The 17,866-nt window shown below is 57.9% G+C and carries 13 protein-coding genes; 5 read left to right on the top strand and 8 right to left on the bottom strand.

Annotated elements, in window-relative coordinates; translation table 11 throughout:
- Nucleotides 1-195: 195 nt before the first annotated feature.
- Nucleotides 196-1,488: an FRG domain-containing protein gene (locus ACW5W8_RS18050; RefSeq protein WP_498629301.1), complete on the top strand. Its 1,293-nt coding sequence runs from the start codon at nt 196-198 to the stop codon at nt 1,486-1,488.
- 288 nt (nt 1,489-1,776) lie between these two features.
- Here ACW5W8_RS18050 and cysC read toward each other — a convergent pair whose 3' ends face one another.
- The 5 genes from cysC to cysG form a co-directional block, all read right to left on the bottom strand.
- Nucleotides 1,777-2,367 carry an adenylyl-sulfate kinase gene (gene cysC / locus ACW5W8_RS18045; RefSeq protein ID WP_498629299.1) on the bottom strand — a complete coding sequence of 197 codons (591 nt, stop codon included), beginning with the start codon at nt 2,365-2,367 and terminating at the stop codon, nt 1,777-1,779.
- A gap of 248 nt (nt 2,368-2,615) precedes the next feature.
- Nucleotides 2,616-4,340, bottom strand: coding sequence for an SLC13 family permease (locus ACW5W8_RS18040; protein ID WP_498629297.1), 1,725 nt, complete (start codon nt 4,338-4,340; stop codon nt 2,616-2,618).
- A 4-nt stretch (nt 4,341-4,344) separates the two neighbouring features.
- Nucleotides 4,345-5,772, bottom strand: coding sequence for a sulfate adenylyltransferase subunit CysN (gene cysN, locus ACW5W8_RS18035; protein ID WP_498629295.1), 1,428 nt, complete (start codon nt 5,770-5,772; stop codon nt 4,345-4,347).
- A gap of 24 nt (nt 5,773-5,796) precedes the next feature.
- Nucleotides 5,797-6,765 carry a sulfate adenylyltransferase subunit CysD gene (cysD, locus tag ACW5W8_RS18030; RefSeq protein ID WP_498629293.1) on the bottom strand — a complete coding sequence of 323 codons (969 nt, stop codon included), beginning with the start codon at nt 6,763-6,765 and terminating at the stop codon, nt 5,797-5,799.
- Between the two features lie 94 nt (nt 6,766-6,859).
- Entirely contained in the window at nt 6,860-8,296 is a 1,437-nt protein-coding gene (gene cysG, locus ACW5W8_RS18025; protein ID WP_498629292.1) for a siroheme synthase CysG, read from the bottom strand.
- 197 nt (nt 8,297-8,493) lie between these two features.
- Between cysG and ACW5W8_RS18020 the strand changes: the two genes are divergently transcribed.
- Both ACW5W8_RS18020 and ACW5W8_RS18015 read left to right on the top strand, forming a co-directional pair.
- The gene (locus ACW5W8_RS18020; RefSeq protein WP_498629302.1) at nt 8,494-9,417 is read left to right on the top strand and encodes an SPFH domain-containing protein; all 924 of its coding nucleotides are present in this window, start codon (nt 8,494-8,496) and stop codon (nt 9,415-9,417) included.
- Nucleotides 9,414-9,869, top strand: coding sequence for an NfeD family protein (locus ACW5W8_RS18015; protein ID WP_069529717.1), 456 nt, complete (start codon nt 9,414-9,416; stop codon nt 9,867-9,869). The genes ACW5W8_RS18020 and ACW5W8_RS18015 overlap by 4 nt, the downstream gene beginning before the upstream one ends.
- A gap of 69 nt (nt 9,870-9,938) precedes the next feature.
- Here ACW5W8_RS18015 and ACW5W8_RS18010 read toward each other — a convergent pair whose 3' ends face one another.
- Nucleotides 9,939-12,044 carry a methyl-accepting chemotaxis protein gene (locus ACW5W8_RS18010; RefSeq protein WP_498629290.1) on the bottom strand — a complete coding sequence of 702 codons (2,106 nt, stop codon included), beginning with the start codon at nt 12,042-12,044 and terminating at the stop codon, nt 9,939-9,941.
- Nucleotides 12,045-12,184: 140 nt separating this feature from the next.
- Here ACW5W8_RS18010 and nadA point away from each other — a divergent pair, with 140 nt between their 5' ends.
- Entirely contained in the window at nt 12,185-13,258 is a 1,074-nt protein-coding gene (nadA, locus tag ACW5W8_RS18005) for a quinolinate synthase NadA (RefSeq protein WP_498629288.1), read from the top strand.
- A 70-nt stretch (nt 13,259-13,328) separates the two neighbouring features.
- Here the strand turns inward: nadA and ACW5W8_RS18000 are convergent, their stop codons facing one another.
- Together ACW5W8_RS18000 and gap are read right to left on the bottom strand one after the other, a co-directional pair.
- Complete coding sequence (locus ACW5W8_RS18000) at nt 13,329-14,195, bottom strand: D-hexose-6-phosphate mutarotase (RefSeq protein ID WP_498629286.1); 867 nt, start codon at nt 14,193-14,195, stop codon at nt 13,329-13,331.
- Between the two features lie 86 nt (nt 14,196-14,281).
- Nucleotides 14,282-15,277 carry a type I glyceraldehyde-3-phosphate dehydrogenase gene (gap, locus tag ACW5W8_RS17995; RefSeq protein WP_040099300.1) on the bottom strand — a complete coding sequence of 332 codons (996 nt, stop codon included), beginning with the start codon at nt 15,275-15,277 and terminating at the stop codon, nt 14,282-14,284.
- A gap of 348 nt (nt 15,278-15,625) precedes the next feature.
- On the opposite strand from gap, the gene malQ reads away from it, so the two are divergent.
- Nucleotides 15,626-17,815, top strand: coding sequence for a 4-alpha-glucanotransferase (gene malQ, locus ACW5W8_RS17990; protein ID WP_498629284.1), 2,190 nt, complete (start codon nt 15,626-15,628; stop codon nt 17,813-17,815).
- Nucleotides 17,816-17,866 lie beyond the last annotated feature (51 nt).

Raw genomic sequence — 17,866 nt, 5'->3', positions numbered from 1 at the left:
GCGATGGTCATGGCACACTCCTCGACTGGCTACCCATCAAGCGAAGCAGCATGCTACGCTGCAGTCAAATTGGTGGGTGTCCCAGATTTTTATTTATATATCGGTTATCAGGACGTAATGGAATAATACGGAAGGTGGTACTAATGCATTAATCGCACCTTCTATCTACTCACTGTTAAATCAAAAGAGCGAAAAATGTACAATCTTTTAGTAACTGCACAGGATGGAGCTTGGGATAAAGGATTTTATCTATTAGATAGAAGTCGTTTTCTCGAGTACACAAGCACAGAAATATCAGAAAAATTAAAAAAACTCACTACAGCATCTATCGAAGCTATAATTTCTTACCCTTGCATATTCGCGTATGAAGGTCGTGAAAGTATATTTAGAATTGGAAATATAACTACTATCAAAGAGCAAGGAAGAGATTTACGGATTGAATATCAACTTGATGAAAATATCAGACCTATTCAGTTCCAAGAAATTGATGACATAGCTCCATTACTTGATATTCGAGAATGGGAAATGAACAGAACTCATTGGGCAATAAAAGATGAAAATCTCTTTGAGCGTCTAGAAAAAATTATTGGCAGAAACAGACATACATCTGTTATCGAACCCAAAAGCATTGAGTCGATACATAAAATCGATGAAAGTAAGAGCACGGTCAATACAGTTCAGGAATTCATAAGCCAAGTGCTTTCTGAGAAACACCCTAAAACTACTGAGGTTTTCTATCGTGGCCATTCTAATAAAGAGAAATATAAACTAGAGCCATCATTGTTCAGAAAAGATGAGAAAGGTAATTATTTATATCTAGAAAATGAAGATATTATGTATAGAGAGCTACTAGTTTCTAACTCAGAAGAATTTAGCGAAGATATTTATACACTAGATCGACTTGTGAGAATGCAACACTACTCTCTTCCAACAAGGCTTCTTGATATTACTTCTAATCCATTAATCGCTTTGTATTTTGCTTGCAAATCTGGAGATAAAAATGTAGATGGTGAAGTTATTACGTTTAAGCTAGCTCGAAATGATGTTAAATATTTTGATTCTGACACCGCTAGCTGCATTGCTAACCTAGCGAGACATCCGTACTCGAAAAAAAGGAAAATAGATTTTGATGCTGAAGATTTTAATGTTCAACTTCCCGTAGAACAGTTGCTCCATTTAATTCGGGATGAAAAGCCATTTTTTGAGCCACGAATTAAAAAGGATGATCTTCGAAGAGTTATTTGCGTCAAGAGCAAAAAGAGCAATGAACGTATAACCTCACAATCAGGTGCATTCTTATTATTTGGTCTTGATGCAGTACTGGATGAGCAAGGAACTCCTGAAATTCAAGTGGAGCGAATAACAATAAAAAATAAAGCAGCCATTCTAGATGAATTAGATTTGCTGAACATTAATGAAAGGACTGTATTCCCAAATATTGAAAACTCAGCCAAGTATGTTGCCAGCAAATATGAATTTAACAAATAAATCTAGGTTGCGCCTACAGTGCACCTAATTTAGCCCGTTCGAATAGCTTATTCGGAAATTGCGAATAACCCCGCAACGGCATAAACAAGGTTCGGAAGATCTTCTTGTGGGGTTGATATCGGTAGCCTTGGCACAGCTCAAGGCTCGCTGGTTCCACTATAAGCTGGATTTATGGGTTTTCTAATAATTACCCAATTTTTGCTTATAGTGGTGGTCGCCAGCCCATAAGCGCCCGTGGTAGCCAACTGGCCGGCTGCCGGGCGCTTGTTATACGTTCTTCCGATCCAACTACAGGTAGTTCCCCTGCCGCAAGGCGGTCAGCAGTTCATCCACCAGCACCTCCACCGGCTTGCCGGCGTTCAGCAGATGAATTTCCGGACTTTCCGGTGCCTCGTAGGCGGAATCGATGCCGGTAAAATTCGTAATTTCCCCTGCCCGCGCTTTTTTGTAGAGCCCCTTGGGGTCGCGCTCTTCACAGATGGCGAGCGGCGCATCGACAAACACCTCGACAAACTCCCCTTCACCCAAGAGACTGCGCACCAGCGCCCGCTCGGCACGGAACGGCGAGATAAAGGCGGTGAGCACGATAAGGCCCGCATCCACCATCAGCTTTGCCACCTCGCCGACCCGGCGGATATTCTCCTGCCGCGCGGCATCATCGAAACCGAGATCGCCACACAGGCCGTGGCGCACATTGTCCCCATCCAGCAGATAGGTGTGCTTGCCCTCAGCGGCCAGCGCTTGCTCCAGCGCCCCTGCCAGGGTCGATTTGCCCGCCCCAGACAGCCCGGTAAACCAGATCACCAGCGGTTTTTGCCCTTTAAGCTCGGCCCGGCTCTGTTTGTCGACGGCATGTTTGTGCCACACGATATTGCTCATCCCACACTCCTTGCTTGGCGCTCACGCCTCAAAACTTAAACGGTCCGGCACCACGGGGAGCAGCCTCGGACTATCCGCCGACAACGTGCTGGTGCCATGGCATTACTCATTCAACACTCCTTGCTTGGCGCTTACGCCTCAAAACTTAAACTGTCCGGCACCACGGGGAGCCGCCTCGGACTATCCGCCGACAACGTACTGGTGCCATGGTATTGCTCACCCAACACGCCTTGCTTGGCGCTCACGCCTTAAAACGGAAACAGCAGGGGCACCATCACCAGCACCCCGAGGCTATAGGCCTGCGAGACCGGCAGGGCCAGCTTGAGGTAGTCCGGCATCTTGTAGTTGCCCGCCGAGTAGACCATCAGGTTGGTCTGGTAGCCGTAGGGCAGGATAAAGCTGGAGCTCGCCCCGAACAGCACCGCCAGAATAAACGGCATGGTCGAGACATCCATGCTAAGCGCCAACTGGTAACCCATGGGGAAGGCCAGCGCGGCGGCCGCGTTGTTGCTCATCAGCTCGGTCAGCACCAGGGTAAACAGATAGATACCGATAAAGGCGATAAGGGGACTGGCACCGTTGAACTCCCCCATCAGCCAGTCGGCGATAAGCCGCGCCAACCCGCTCTTTTCCAGCTGATCGGCGATGGCCAGCGCCCCGCCCACCACCAGCCAGATATCGAGCGGAAAGCGGCGGCGGATCTCGTCCAGGGTCAGAATGCGGGAGAAGAGCAGCACCACCAACATCACCAGCAGCCCCTTGAACAGGGGCACCAGATCCAGCACCGAGAGCGTCAACACCCCGAGAAACCCCAGCACCACAGCGGCGCTGCGCTGACTATCGAGGCGAGTGGAAGCCTCCAGTCCGCTCACCACCACAAACTCGCGGGAGAGTGACTTGTGGCTGGCAAACTTGGGGCCCGGCGCCAGCAGCAGGGTATCCCCAGCGTGCAGCTCAATCTGGCCGAGGCCGCCGGTGAGCTGGGTTTCGCCGCGACGCACCGCCAGCACCACCGCATCGAAGTGGGTGCGAAACTCCGCATCCTTGATGGTCTGACCCACCAGCCGCGAGCTGTGGCTGACGATCACCTCCACCAGATGCTGGCCATTGAGGCGGTGCTGGCCGTAGAGATCCAGCCCCTTCATCTCCTGCAATACGCCGACACTCTCCACGTCGCCGCAAAAGAGCAGCACATCCCCTTCGTGCAGCTCGTGTTCGGGCTGTACCGGGCAGATCACCTGCTCGCCGCGAATGATTTCCGCCAGATAGAGGCTTTTCAGGCTGCGCAGGCCGTTCTCCTTGACGCTGCGCCCCGCCAGCGGTGAACCGGCGCCCACCTTGGCTTCGAGAAAGTAGCCGGATTCCCGGCTGATCTCGCTCTCCTGCTCCGGCAGGTGACGGGCAAACAGCAGCACGGCCACCAGACCGGTCAGCAGGGTGCCTGCCCCCACCATAAAGAAGTCGAACATGCCGAGCGGCTTGGCTCCCATCTTGATGAGGAAGCTGTTGACGATGAGGTTGGTGGAGGTGCCGATCAGGGTCAGCACCCCGCCAAAGGTGGCCGCGAAGCACATGGGCAGCAGCAGCCGCGACGGGGAGTGGTTGGGGTTGCGCTTGACCGCTCCCAGCATGGAGGCCACCACGGCGGTGTTGTTGACGAAAGCCGACAGGAAGGCGGTGGAGAACCACACCTTCACCAGCACCTTGTTGAATGAACCCGTGCCCACCAGATTGGCGAACCAGCTCATGATGCGGGTTTTCTCCACCGCCAGCGACACCAGCAGCAAGAGTACCAGCGTCAGCAGGGCACTGTTGGTGTAGCCCGCCACCACCGCATTGATGTCCGCCAGCCCGCTCAGGTAGGTGATGAGCACGGCGCCCGAAAAGAGCAGCGCCGGGCGGAGTTTGCCCTGGATCAGCAGGGCCACGAGAGCAGCCAGCAGACCCAGCACCAGGGATTGTTGCCAGGTCATAGGCTTACTCCTTGTTTGACTCGTTGCTGATGGTCTGCGCCTGCCAGTGGGGGAAGTGCTTTCGCACCAGCGCATTGAGCTCGATTTCGAACTCGCTGTAGTGACCTTTGGCTACCTTGGCCGCCAAGCCTTCCACTATCATGCCGGCGCCGACGGTGACGTTAGTCAGCCGGTCGATCAGGATAAAACTGCCGGTATCGCGGATCTCCTGATACGGGTCGAACGCCACCGGGTCGGTGAGGCTCAGCTCGCACAGGCCGATCTCGTTGAGCTTGAGCTCGCTTGCAGTCAGTTCGTCCAGCTTGTTGATCTCGATGCGGTGGCGGATGGCCTCCACCTGACCGCGACTCTTCTTGGTGGCCAGCTTGACGTCGTAAACCCGGCCCGGTTGCAGGGACTCCTCCCCCATCCAGACGATATGGGCCAGCACATTCTGGGTCACTTGCGGGCGGTTGGCGGCATCCACCAGCAGGTCGCCACGGCTGATGTCGATCTCGTCGGCGAAGGTGACCGTGATGGCCTGTCCCGGCAGGGCGTACTCCAGATCCCCGTCGAAGGTGACGATGCGGCTCACTGTGCTCTCTTTGCCGGACGGCAACACAGCCAGCTTGTCGCCCACCCGCAGGATGCCGGAGGCCAAGGTCCCCGCAAAGCCGCGAAAATCGAGATTGGGGCGGTTCACATACTGCACCGGCAGGCGCACCGGATGACGCTCCAGCTCGCGCTCCACTTCTGCCGACTCCAGCAGCGCCAGCAGGGTTTCGCCTTCGTACCAGGCCAGCTTGTCGCTCGGGTTGACCACGTTATCACCATCCAGCGCCGAGACCGGCACGATATGGATGGTGTCGACCTTAAGCTTTTTGGCGAACTCGCGGTAGTCGGCGCTGATGCGCTCGAACACCTCCTGACTGAACTCCACCAGATCCATCTTGTTCACCGCCACCACGAACTGCTTGATGCCGAGCAGGCTCGCAATAAAGCTGTGGCGACGGGTCTGATCCAGCACGCCTTTGCGGGCATCGATCAGAATGATGGCCAGATCGCAGGTGGAGGCGCCGGTGGCCATGTTGCGGGTGTACTGCTCGTGGCCCGGGGTATCCGAGATGATAAATTTGCGCTTGGCGGTGGAGAAATAGCGGTAGGCTACATCGATGGTGATGCCCTGCTCGCGCTCCGCCTGCAGACCGTCGACCAGCAGGGCCAGGTCCAGCTTCTCGCCGGTGGTGCCGAGCTTCTGGCTGTCGGACTCCAGCGCTTTGAGCTGATCTTCATAGATCTGCTGGGAGTCGTGCAGCAGGCGACCGATAAGGGTGCTCTTGCCGTCATCCACGCTGCCGCAGGTGAGAAAACGCAGCAGGCTCTTGTGCTGTTGGGCGTGCAGGTAGGCTTCAATGCCCTGTTCGCTGATGGCGGTCTGAATGTAGTTGTTCATGTTGCGATTCCTTAGAACTTTTTTTTAGAAATAGCCCTGACGCTTCTTCTGCTCCATGGAGCCAGCCTGATCGTGGTCAATCAGCCGCCCTTGCCGCTCGCTCGAGGTGGTGAGCAGCATCTCTTCGATAATCTCCGGCAACGTGGTAGCACCGGATTCAATGGCCCCGGTCAACGGGTAGCAACCGAGGGTACGGAAGCGCACCAGCTCCTGCTTCACTTCGTCTTCCGGGCCGATGGGCATACGCTCGTCATCCACCATGATCTTGATGTCACCCCGCTCCACCACCGGGCGATAGGCTGCAAAGTAGAGCGGCACTATGTCGATGTTTTCGAGATAGATGTATTGCCAGATGTCCAGCTCGGTCCAGTTGGAGAGCGGGAACACCCGGATGCTCTCCCCCTTGTTGACCTGGCTGTTGTAGACGCGCCACAGCTCCGGACGCTGGTTCTTCGGATCCCAGCGGTGGGACTTGTCACGGAATGAGTAGACCCGCTCCTTGGCGCGAGACTTCTCCTCGTCGCGCCTTGCACCGCCGAAAGCGGCATCGAAACCGAACTTGTTGAGCGCCTGCTTGAGCGCCTCAGTCTTCATGATGTCAGTGTGCTTGCCGCTGCCGTGGTCGAAGGGGTTGATGCCCATGGCGAGCCCCTCCGGGTTCTTGTGGACAATCAGATCCAGCCCGTACTTTTTGGCGGTCTCGTCACGGAACTTGATCATCTCCTTGAACTTCCAGTTGGTATCGACATGCAGCAAGGGAAAGGGGATCTTGCCCGGATAGAAGGCCTTGCGGGCCAGATGCAGCATGACGGAGGAGTCCTTGCCGATGGAGTACATCATCACCGGGTTCTCAAATTCGGCCGCCACCTCGCGGATGATGTGGATGCTCTCGGCCTCCAGCTGCTGCAGGTGAGTCAATCTTTCACGAGAGATACCGCCGTGGCTGCTCTGCGCGTTCGGTTGCTGCAAGTGGGTCACTTTTTCACGGTCCATGTTTATCCTCGGTCATTGCTGTTGCGCCGGTTGGGGTCGCTGGGGTTCGGTTCGCGGTCGCCTGGGCAACCGCATCACACTGTTTTGTTCTTGTTCAGGCGAGCTGCACCAGCTTGAGGTCGCAGCCATCGAGATCCGGGTTGGCGCGCGGCTGATCGCCGCCCTGTTCCCCAAACCAGGCCAGCCGCTCGCGCAGGGCAACCACTTCGCCGATGACGATAAGCGACGGGCTCACCGCCTGTTTGGCCAGCTCCGCCAGATCCGCCAGCGTGCCGGTCAGCACCCGCTGGCGGGATGTGGTGCCGCGCTCGATGATGGCGATGGGGGTGGCTTGGCTTCGGCCGTGATCCACCAGCTGCTGTTGGATATGCTCGGAGCGCATCAGCCCCATGTAGATGACCAGGGTCTGACTGGTGGCGGCGAGCTGCTGCCAGTCGGGCTCCTTGCCATCGATCTGGCAATGGCCAGTGATAAAGACGGCGCTCTGGGCGTAGTCACGGTGAGTGAGCGGAATACCGGCATAGGCGGTGGCACCGGCTGCGGCCGTGATGCCGGGCACCACCGAGAAGGGGATGCCTTCATCGGCCAGCACTTCCAGCTCCTCGCCACCACGGCCAAACATAAAGGGATCGCCCCCTTTCAGCCGCACCACCCGATTGCCCGCCTTGGCGTATTCCACCAGCAGGCGATTGGTCTCCTCCTGCGGCACGCTGTGGGCACCCGCCTTCTTGCCAACCGACACCAGAGTGGCATCGCGGCGCACCAGATCGAGGATCTCAGGCGAGACCAGCTGGTCGTAGAGCACCACTTCAGCCTGTTGAATTTGTTGCAGCGCCTTGAGAGTCAGCAGGCCCGGATCGCCGGGGCCCGCGCCGACCAGCACCACCTCGCCCACTTCGCTTTTCGCCTGGTCGAGGCCATCGTTCAGCCACTGCTCGGCACCTTGCCAATCCTCTTTCTCAATCAGGCTGGCGAGGATGTTGGAGGCAAAGGCGCGCTCCCAGAAGCGGCGACGATCGGAAATCGAGGAGAGCACCCGCTTGGCCTTGTCACGCACCCGGCCGGAGAGCTCGGTCAGCCCGCCAAGATGGCGCGGTAGCAGGCTCTCCAGCCGCTCGCGCAGCAGGCGCACCAGCACCGGCGCCTTGCCACCGCTGGAGACCGCCACCATCAGCGGCGAGCGATCGATGATCGAGGGGAAGATAAAGCTGGAACGCTTGGGGTCATCCACCACGTTGACGAACAGACCCAGCTGATTGGCACTTTGATAAACGAGGGCGTTGACTTCGAGGTTGTCGGTCGCCGCCACCACCAAAATCTGGCCTGCCAGATGAGCCGGGGTGAAGCGTTCCGCCAGATGGGTGAAGCGACCGGTGAATTCCGCAAATTCCGGTTCAAGCGCCGGGGAGACTAGGGTCAGCCGGGCACCAGCCGCCAGCAGCAGGCGCGCCTTGCGCAGGGCAACCTCGCCCCCGCCCACCAGCAGTACCGGGCGGCCTTCCAACTTGGCAAACATAGGTAAATAATCCATTTCGGCCCATCCCTCGGAACACGACTAATATGGGGCGACTATAGGCAGGGCAGCTTATCCCTCAAAATAATAAAAAATGCTTTTTAATGCGTTTTGGTAATTAGCAAAGCCAATTCATGACAAAGGCGTACGAAGTCACTTGTGGTACCTGACGCCAGACCATAGGCTAGGGACTGTGTTTCATAAGGAGCTAAATGATGAATGAATCATTGATTGTGCTAGGGATTTTTGTGTTCCTGGTGCTCGCCACCCTGAGTGCCGGCATCAAGATAGTGCCACAGGGCTTCAACTGGACTGTCGAGCGCTTCGGCCGCTACACCCGCACCCTGACCCCGGGCCTCAACCTGCTGATCCCCTATGTGGATCGGGTCGGCCACAAGATCATCATGATGGAGCAGGTGCTGGACATCCCGGCACAAGAGGTGATCTCCCGCGATAACGCCAACGTCACCATAGACGCCATCAGCTTTGTGCAGGTGGTCGATGCCCGTAAAGCGGGCTACGAGGTCAACGATCTCACCAGCGCCATCAGCAACCTCACCATGACCAACATGCGCACCGTGCTCGGCGCCATGGAGCTGGACGAGATGCTCTCCCAGCGCGATACCATCAACGAGAAGCTGCTGCGCACCATGGACGCCGCCACCGCCCCCTGGGGCATCAAGGTGACCCGCATCGAGATTAAAGATGTGCGCCCGCCGCTGGCACTGGTCGAGGCGATGAACGCCCAGATGAAGGCCGAGCGCCAAAAACGGGCCGAGGTGCTGGAAGCCGAAGGGGTACGCCAGTCCAAGATCCTGAAAGCGGAAGGGGAGAAACAGTCCCAGATCCTCAAAGCCGAAGGTGAGCGCCAGGCCGCCTTCCTCGCCGCCGAAGCGCGGGAGCGGGCAGCCGAGGCGGAAGCCAAGGCGACCCACATGGTTTCCCAAGCAATTGCGGAGGGAGACCTGCAGGCCATCAACTACTTCGTGGCTCAGAAGTACACCGAGGCTCTGGCCCGCATCGGTGAAGGCCCCAACAGCAAGATCATCATGATGCCGCTGGAAGCAGGCAGCCTGATTGGCTCTGTGGCTGGTATGGCCGAGCTGTTCAACAAAGACGGCAAGGGCAGCAAGTCATGACAGCCCTGTTCGAGGGGCTGACCCACTGGCACTGGCTGGGGCTCGGCTTCATTCTCCTGGCCATCGAGGTGCTCGGCTCGGTGGGCTTTTTGCTCTGGACCGGCATCGCCGCGCTGGAAGTGGGACTGCTGCTGCTGATCTGGCCCTTTGGCTGGCAGGCGCAGCTGCTGCTGTTTGCGGTGCAATCCCTGCTCACCACCTGGGCCTGGTGGCGCTGGCAACACCAGCGTGACAACTCGGGTCAGGATGCCGCCAGCACCATCAACGAGCGGATGCAGAGCTATATGGGCCGCGAGCTGACCCTGCTGGATGATGTCGCCCAAGGCACCAGCCGGGTACATCTGGACGACACGGTCTGGACGGTGCGCTGCGACGAGTCGCTGCCTGCGGGCAGCAAAGTCAGGGTGGTCGGGGCCGACTCCCACATCCTGCTGGTTGAACCCCGCAACTGACGCGACTCTGCCATCGAGTCATAAAAAAGCCCGCGATCGCTCGCGGGCTTTTGTCTCTCTGGTTGCCACTCAGGTACGCAGCCGATCGAGCTGACTGGCGAGCGCCGTGGCCGCTTGCTCCAGCGCCTCGCTCAGTTGATGGCTGGAGCCGGCCTCCTGCCCAATCACGTTAGCGGTATCACCAATGCGCATCAAATTCTTGTTGATATCGTCACTGACGGCGCTCTGCTGCTCGGCGGCGGTAGCCACCTGACTGATGTGGTCGTGGATCTGCTGGATCTGCGCCACCACCCGATTGAGCGCCTCGAACGCCTGCTCGGTGCCCTGCACCGTGGTGGTGGAGCGCTCGATGCCGGTATTCATCAGACGTTGACTGCTGCTCACCTCGGTCTGCAGACTACCAATCAGCTGGCCGATCTCGTCGGTCGATTCACGGGTCTTGTTGGCCAGCGCCCGTACCTCGTCCGCCACCACCGCAAAGCCACGGCCCATGTCACCCGCTCGTGCCGCTTCGATGGCGGCGTTGAGGGCCAGCAGATTGGTCTGCTCGGCAATGGCGCGGATCACATCGAGGATCCGGCTGATATTGGTGCTGCGCTGGGCCACCAGCGCCACCGCCTTGTCCGCCTCATGCATATCGCCGACCAGAGTATGGATCTCGTTGCGGGCATTGCTGAGGGTCTGCTGGGCGGTATTGATGTGGTGGGTCGCCGCTTCCGACTCCTGTGCCGCCTGCTCGGCATAACCCGCCACGCTGACTGCCGTGGTGCTCATCTGATGCATGGCGCTCACCACGCTCTCCAGCTCCAGATTCTGCTCGTCCAGACTACTGCGCATGGTGTCGGCGGTATGTTTCATCTCCCGCGCCTGCTGGTAGACCTGCTGGCCAATCCCCTTGCTCATTTGCACCATGCCCCGCAACTTGCCGAGGAAGGCATTGAGCTGAGCACCCAGATCGATCAGCTCCTGATGGGTGTCGATCTCCATCTGCTGGGTCAGGTCACCCTCGTAGCTGGAGAGATGACCCACATGGCGGCTGATAAGAGAAAGTGGCGCAGTAATGGTCTGGATAAACCAGACCAGCAGCCCCAGCACCAGCAGGGTAATCCCGCCCATGGCGATGATCTGCTGCCGCTGGCCATCCACCAGCAGGGCGCCCAGTTCATTGCTGATGGCGTGCGCCTTGCCGAGCGCCAGCGCCTTGGGCACCTTGATCATCAACCACCACTGGGTATTGGCTGCTTCAACCCGAATGGGCTGATGAAGAATGAAGTCACTGTCGCTGCTGACCGGCTGACCGTCAGGCAGGGTCAGACCCACCTCCTTGAGTGGACGGCCCAGCTTGTCGGCATAGCGGTTGCTGCCCACAATCAGCCCCATCTTGCTGACTATAGTGACATCCGTCTTGTTGTCATAAAGGCTCTTGCCCAGCGTTTCGGCAAGCTGCTGGAAGATGGGCAGGTTCATATCCACCCCGGCCAGCCCGACAAATTTGCCATCGTTGAGAATGGGCACTGTGAGGCTGGTCATCAGCATCTTGTTGCCGGGGCTTATCTCGAAGAGGTAGGGCTCCATCAAACAGGGTCTGCGGGTATCGCGGCCACAGAGATACCACTCGCTATTGCGAATACCAAACTCATTGAGGGAGGTATCAAACTTTGCTTCGCTGGCGGCGGCGTCCACCGCTTGCTGAGCGACGGCGCCCCCCTGATCCTTGGTGAAATAGATCTCCAGACTCCCTTTGCCTGCCACCGAGTGGCTGGCCCCGCCAAGCCAGTTGCCATCCTCGCCATCATAGCCATCCGGTTCAAACTGGGCGTAAATGGAGCTGATCCCGCTCGCCTGCTGCAAGCTGCTGCCGAGCAAAGACTCCACTTGGGGCCGCGACAACCGCAGTTCCGGTTTAGCCATCCCGGCTTCAATCTGGGCGGTCACGGTCAGGGGGATCTGATAGGAGTTCTGCATCAGCGAGGCAATCTGGATGGCATAGCGCTCCGCCTGATACTGCAAGCTGCGGGAGACCTCCTCTTCCAGTGCATCGCTGGTCTGAGTCATCACCATGTTGCGAAGGGAACTGAAAGAGGCCGATTGCAACAGGGTCATGGCCAGCCCGGTCAGCAGAAACAGCCCCATGGTAAGGCACAACAACTTGAACTTAAGGGAACGTTGCTTCATGCGACAACTCCTTATGGCAGCATAACAACGAATTACTTGAGTATATTCGCCCACTTGCGCTTCACCCGATTTGTTGATGGGTTTGTGGCAGGCTTCTGGTTATAATTTTTGCCTTCCCGAGCGTTGATGGAACAGTCGCAATGAGCAATGCACTGAGCAGTGTCCCGCCGGTAGTCGCAATGGACTACCCTTTTCCGGCCAAACCTCTTCCCCTGAGTGCCGAGCAGAGAACGACCTTGACCACAGAAATCAAGGCGCTGCTCAAGGAGCGCAAGGCGGTACTGGTTGCCCACTACTACACGGATCCCGAGATCCAGGCGCTGGCCGAAGCCACCGGTGGTTTCGTCGGTGACTCGCTGGAGATGGCCCGCTTTGGCCGCGATCACGAGGCGCAAACCCTGATCGTCGCCGGGGTACGTTTCATGGGCGAGACCTCCAAGATCCTCAGCCCCCACAAGCGGGTGCTGATGCCGACGCTGGAGGCCGAATGCTCCCTCGATCTGGGCTGTCCCATCGAGCAGTTCTCCGCCTTCTGCGATGCCAATCCCGACCATACAGTGGTGGTCTACGCCAATACCTCGGCTGCGGTCAAGGCGCGGGCTGACTGGGTAGTGACCTCCAGCATCGCGCTGGAGATCGTCGAGCACCTCGACAGCCTAGGTCACAAGATCATCTGGGGCCCGGATCGCCATCTGGGTGCCTATATCGAGAAGAAGACCGGTGCCGAGATGCTGCGCTGGCAGGGCCACTGCATCGTCCACGACGAGTTCAAGGCCCGCGCCCTGCGCGAGCTGAAAGAGCAGAATCCTGACGCCGCCGTGCTGGTTCACCCGGAGTCCCCCGCCTCGGTGATCGAGCTGGCCGATGCGGTGGGTTCCACCAGCCAGCTGATCAAGGCCGCCAAGGAGCTGCCCCAGCAGAAGCTGATCGTGGCGACCGATCGGGGCATCTTCTACAAGATGCAGCAGGCCTGTCCGGAGAAAGAGATGGTGGAAGCACCGACCGGTGGCGATGGCGCCACCTGCCGCAGCTGCGCCCACTGCCCCTGGATGGCGATGAACGGTCTGGTAGCGATCAAGGAGGCCCTCACCGATGGTGCCGAGCGCCACGAGATCCATGTCGATGAAGCGCTGCGGGTAAAGGCCCTCATCCCGCTTGATCGGATGCTCAACTTCGCCGCCGAACTCAAGCTCAAGACCCAGGGCAACGCCTGATTGCCACAGTCACGAGATGCAAAGAGGGCTCCCGCGGGAGCCCTCTTTATTTATCTGAACGCTATGGTGCTCAGATGATCACGGTGGAGAGACTGTGCTCTTCATCCGGCGCAACGGTCACCCCCGCCTCGCCGGCGATGGCCGCTTCGACGCAGAGCATGGTGCGATAGCCGTCGTCGCTCATGTCGGCCATGGCGGTGGCCCCTTCCAGCCAGGGGGTCCAGACCACCACGCTGTCGTGGTTGCCACTGACTACCCGAGTCTCGCGCTCACCATCCAGCACGCTCACCAGCGCCTCTGGCTGCCAGTAGACCCGATCCAGCGGCCCGTTCAGGGTCAATGCACCCTGCTGTTTGGCATCCTGTCCGGTCAGCTTGTCGGCATAGGGCTCGCCCAGACCGCTCACGCTTACCGCCTCCGGTGCGCTGATCTGCAAATAGGTGTGCAGCGCACCGCTATAGACCAACGGCTGGCTACCGGTGTTGCGAGTGGTCAGCACCAGTGAGAGCTCTTTGCCAACCAGCACGTCCAGCTCCAGCTCGAAGGGGTGATCCCACAGGGCACGGGTCGCATCGCTGTCGCGCAGAGAGAGGTGAACGAGCGTGCCGTCAGCGTGATCGGAAACCCCATCCAGCATCCAGAGGGTGGTGCGGGCAAAACCGTGGGAGGGCTTGCCGCTACCGATACGAGCTGGTGCCGGGCCAAACCAGGGCCAGCAGATCGGGATACCGCCGCGAACAGGCTTGCTGCCATCCAGCACCGCCTTGTCACTCAGCCAGATGGAGGCTGGCTCGCCATGGCGCTGATAGCTCAGCACATGGGCGCCAAACAGGCTAATCTCGGCCTTGGCATAGTCGTTGTTGATGGTGAGAACCGGCAGACCGGCCGCATTGTTGGCAAGCTTGCAATTGGCTGTCAGGGGACGAATGGATTGCATGTGGACTCCTGTCATCAGGGGAAACCGAAAAACAAAAAGGCGGCCAATGGCCGCCTTTTTCAAGCTACGCGATTGCGCATCCCAAATTACTTGGAGATGTGAGCGATCAGGTCCAGAACTTTGCTGGAGTAGCCCATTTCGTTGTCGTACCAGGATACAACTTTAACGAATTTGTCGTTCAGCTGGATACCAGCCTTGGCGTCGAATACGGAGGTCTGACGCTCACCCAGGAAGTCGGTAGATACAACTTCGTCTTCGGTGTAGCCCAGAACGCCTTTCATAGCGCCTTCGGAAGCAGCTTTCATCGCTTCGCAGATTTCTGCGTAGGTGGCAGCTTTCTTCAGGTTAACGGTCAGGTCAACAACAGACACGTCCGGAGTCGGAACACGGAAAGCCATACCGGTCAGCAGGCCTTTCAGTTCCGGGATAACTACGCCAACAGCTTTGGCTGCACCGGTAGAGGACGGGATGATGTTCTGAGCCGCACCGCGGCCACCGCGCCAGTCTTTAGCAGACGGACCATCAACGGTCTTCTGAGTAGCAGTGGTAGCGTGAACGGTGGTCATCAGGCCAGACTCGATACCGAAGGTATCGTTCAGGACCTTGGCGATCGGTGCCAGGCAGTTGGTGGTGCAGGAAGCGTTGGAAACGATGTCCTGGCCAGCGTAGGTAGAGTCGTTAACACCCATTACGAACATCGGGGTAGCGTCTTTGGACGGGCCAGTCAGAACAACTTTCTTGGCACCAGCAGCGATGTGCTTACGAGCAGTCTCGTCGGTCAGGAACAGACCGGTAGCTTCAGCAACAACGTCAACACCGATTTCGCCCCACTTCAGGTTGGCCGGGTCACGCTCAGCGGTAACACGTACGGTTTTGCCGTTTACAACCAGGTTGCCGTCTTTAACTTCAACGGTACCGTTGAAACGACCGTGAGTTGAATCGTACTTCAGCATGTAAGCCATGTAGTCAACATCGATCAGGTCGTTGATACCAACAACTTCGATGTCTGCACGCTCAGCGGCCAGACGGAATACGAAACGACCGATACGGCCAAAACCGTTGATACCTACTTTGATAGTCATAATTTTGTTACCTAACTGTTCAGTAGTTAAAGAAAATTCCGCTTGTAAATTTACTAGAACTCTCCGGTGAGTCAACCTGCTTTCTGTCTGAAATTGCGCTATATCATGAAAAACTGTGAAATTAATTTTCCGTTTATGTAACTGATTACCACGTTTTGACGAAAAAAGTGCCAGATCGTGGCATCGCGCAGATATCAACAATAGTGCCTACTCGGTCACACAACCATTCACATAGATATGTAAAAATATGCGCGGTTTAGCATGGCCCAAGAGCCACTGTTCAAGTACCAACCCATAAAAATCAAACAAAATAGTATAGATAGAATCCACAGCGGGAATTCTCAAACTATGACCACCCTGATTGAACAGCTGGCTGCCGCAAAAGGTATCGCCAGCGAGTATGTCGATGCCTGGGGCCACCCGGCCCAGGTATCCGAAGAGAGCAAGGCCGCCATGCTGGGCGCCATGGGCTACCGCGTCGATGACGAGGCCGCACTGGTGCAGCAGCTGGAAGAGGAGCATCGCCAGCACTGGCTGCGGGCGCTGGATCCTGTGATGGTGGTTCGCACCGGCGACGCCGTTACTCTTGAGGTTCGCCTCCCCATCGAATTCGTCAACGACGCCCTCACCTGGCAGCTCCAGCAGGAGCAGGGTGCAGTGCTGTCCGGTCAATTCACCCCCATCGAGGGTGAGCTGGTCGGCGTGGCCGAATTTGAAGAGATGGAGTGCCAGGCCTATCGCGTCACTCTGGAGATGGCCCCCGAGCTGGGTTATCACCAGCTGGTGCTGCTGGAAGAGGGCAATGACGAGCCGCTGGCCACCATGCGCCTCATCGTCGCCCCCAAGGCGTGCTACAAACAGGCGCCGATTGCTGATGGCCGCAAGGTATGGGGTCCAAGCGTGCAGCTCTACTGCCTGCGCAGCCGCCACAACTGGGGCATCGGTGATTTCAGCGATCTGGGCCAGCTGGTCGAGAAAGCGGCCACCTGGGGTGCCCACTTCGTCGGCCTCAACCCTATCCACGCCCTCTATCCAGCCAATCCGGAGAGCGCCAGTCCCTACAGCCCCTCTTCCCGTCGCTGGCTCAACGTGGCCTACATCAATGTGGAAGCGGTGCCCGAATTCCAGCAGAACGATCGCCTGAAAGCGGAAGTGGCAAGCCCTGCCTTCCAGCAACATCTGGCCGATCTGCGCGCCAAAGAGAACGTCGATTACACCGGCGTGATCCAGACCAAACTCGGCATGCTGCGTCAGGTGTTCGACGAAGCCAGCCTTGGCTCCGAGCGTCAGGCCGCCTTTGATGCCTTCGTGGCCGCGGGTGGCGACAGCCTGCAACAGCAGGCTGCGTTCGATGCCCTGCAAGCCTATTTCTATAGCAAGGGCGAGAATGCCTGGGGCTGGCCGGTATGGCCGCAGGAGCTGCGCGATTACCACAATCCTGCCGTTGCCGCCTGGATGGCCGAACACCAGCTGGATGTGAACTTCTACCTCTACCTGCAGTTCTTGGCTGATGAGCAATTGGCGCAAGCCGATGCCCGTGCCAAGGCTGCCGGCATGGTGATGGGTATCTACCGGGATCTGGCGGTGGGCGTCTCAGAAGGCTCCACCGAGATCTGGGCCAATCAGGATCTCTACTGCCCGAAAGCCTCGGTCGGTGCGCCGCCCGATATTCTCGGCCCGCTCGGTCAGAACTGGGGCCTGCCCCCGATGAACCCGAACAAGCTGTTTGAAGCGGCCTACCAGCCGATGGTGGACTTGTTCCGTGCCAACATGCGCTCCTGTGGCGCACTGCGTATCGACCACGTGATGGCCTTGCTGCGGCTATGGTGGGTACCGCCCGGAGCGTCCGCCGCCAAGGGCGCCTACATCTACTATCCGGTCAACGATCTGCTGGGCATTCTGGCCCTCGAATCCCACCGTAATCAGTGCCTGCTGATCGGCGAGGATCTGGGTACCGTGCCGGAGGGGATCGACGTGACCCTGAAAGAGAACGGCGTTCACTCCTACAAGGTGTTCTTCTTCGAGCGCTCCAAGGAAGATGGCGGCTTCATCTCCCCGGCGCACTACACCGAGCAGGCGATGTCGGCCCTGACCACCCACGACATGCCGACCCTCAAGGGCTTCTGGCATTGCGACGATCTGGCGCTCGGCCGTCAACTGGGTCTGTATCCGGATGAAGATGTATTGAAGACTCTGTATGCTGATCGTCACCAGGCCAAACAGCGGATCCTCGACAGCTTGCATGCCCACAAAGTCATCTCTGACAACATCAGTCATGACGTGAACTGGGTAGGCATGAACACCGAACTCAACCACGGTCTGCAGCTCCACATGTCCCGCGGCAGCTGCGCCCTGTTCAGTACCCAGCTGGAAGACTGGCTGGAGATGGACAAACCGGTCAACGTACCGGGCACCAGTTACGAATATCCCAACTGGCGCCGCAAACTTTCCGCTGATCTGGAAGATATTTTTGCCAATGAGGCACTCAAGGCACTGGCTGGCAAGATGAGCCAAGCCCGTGATGAGGCCAGTCGTTGAGACGCTGTCTCCCACAGCGCTCTCACCTAAATCCACTCCGGCTTCGGCCGG

This window comes from Aeromonas aquatilis (assembly GCF_054052405.1).
This window is presented reverse-complemented; position numbering and strand designations above follow the sequence as displayed.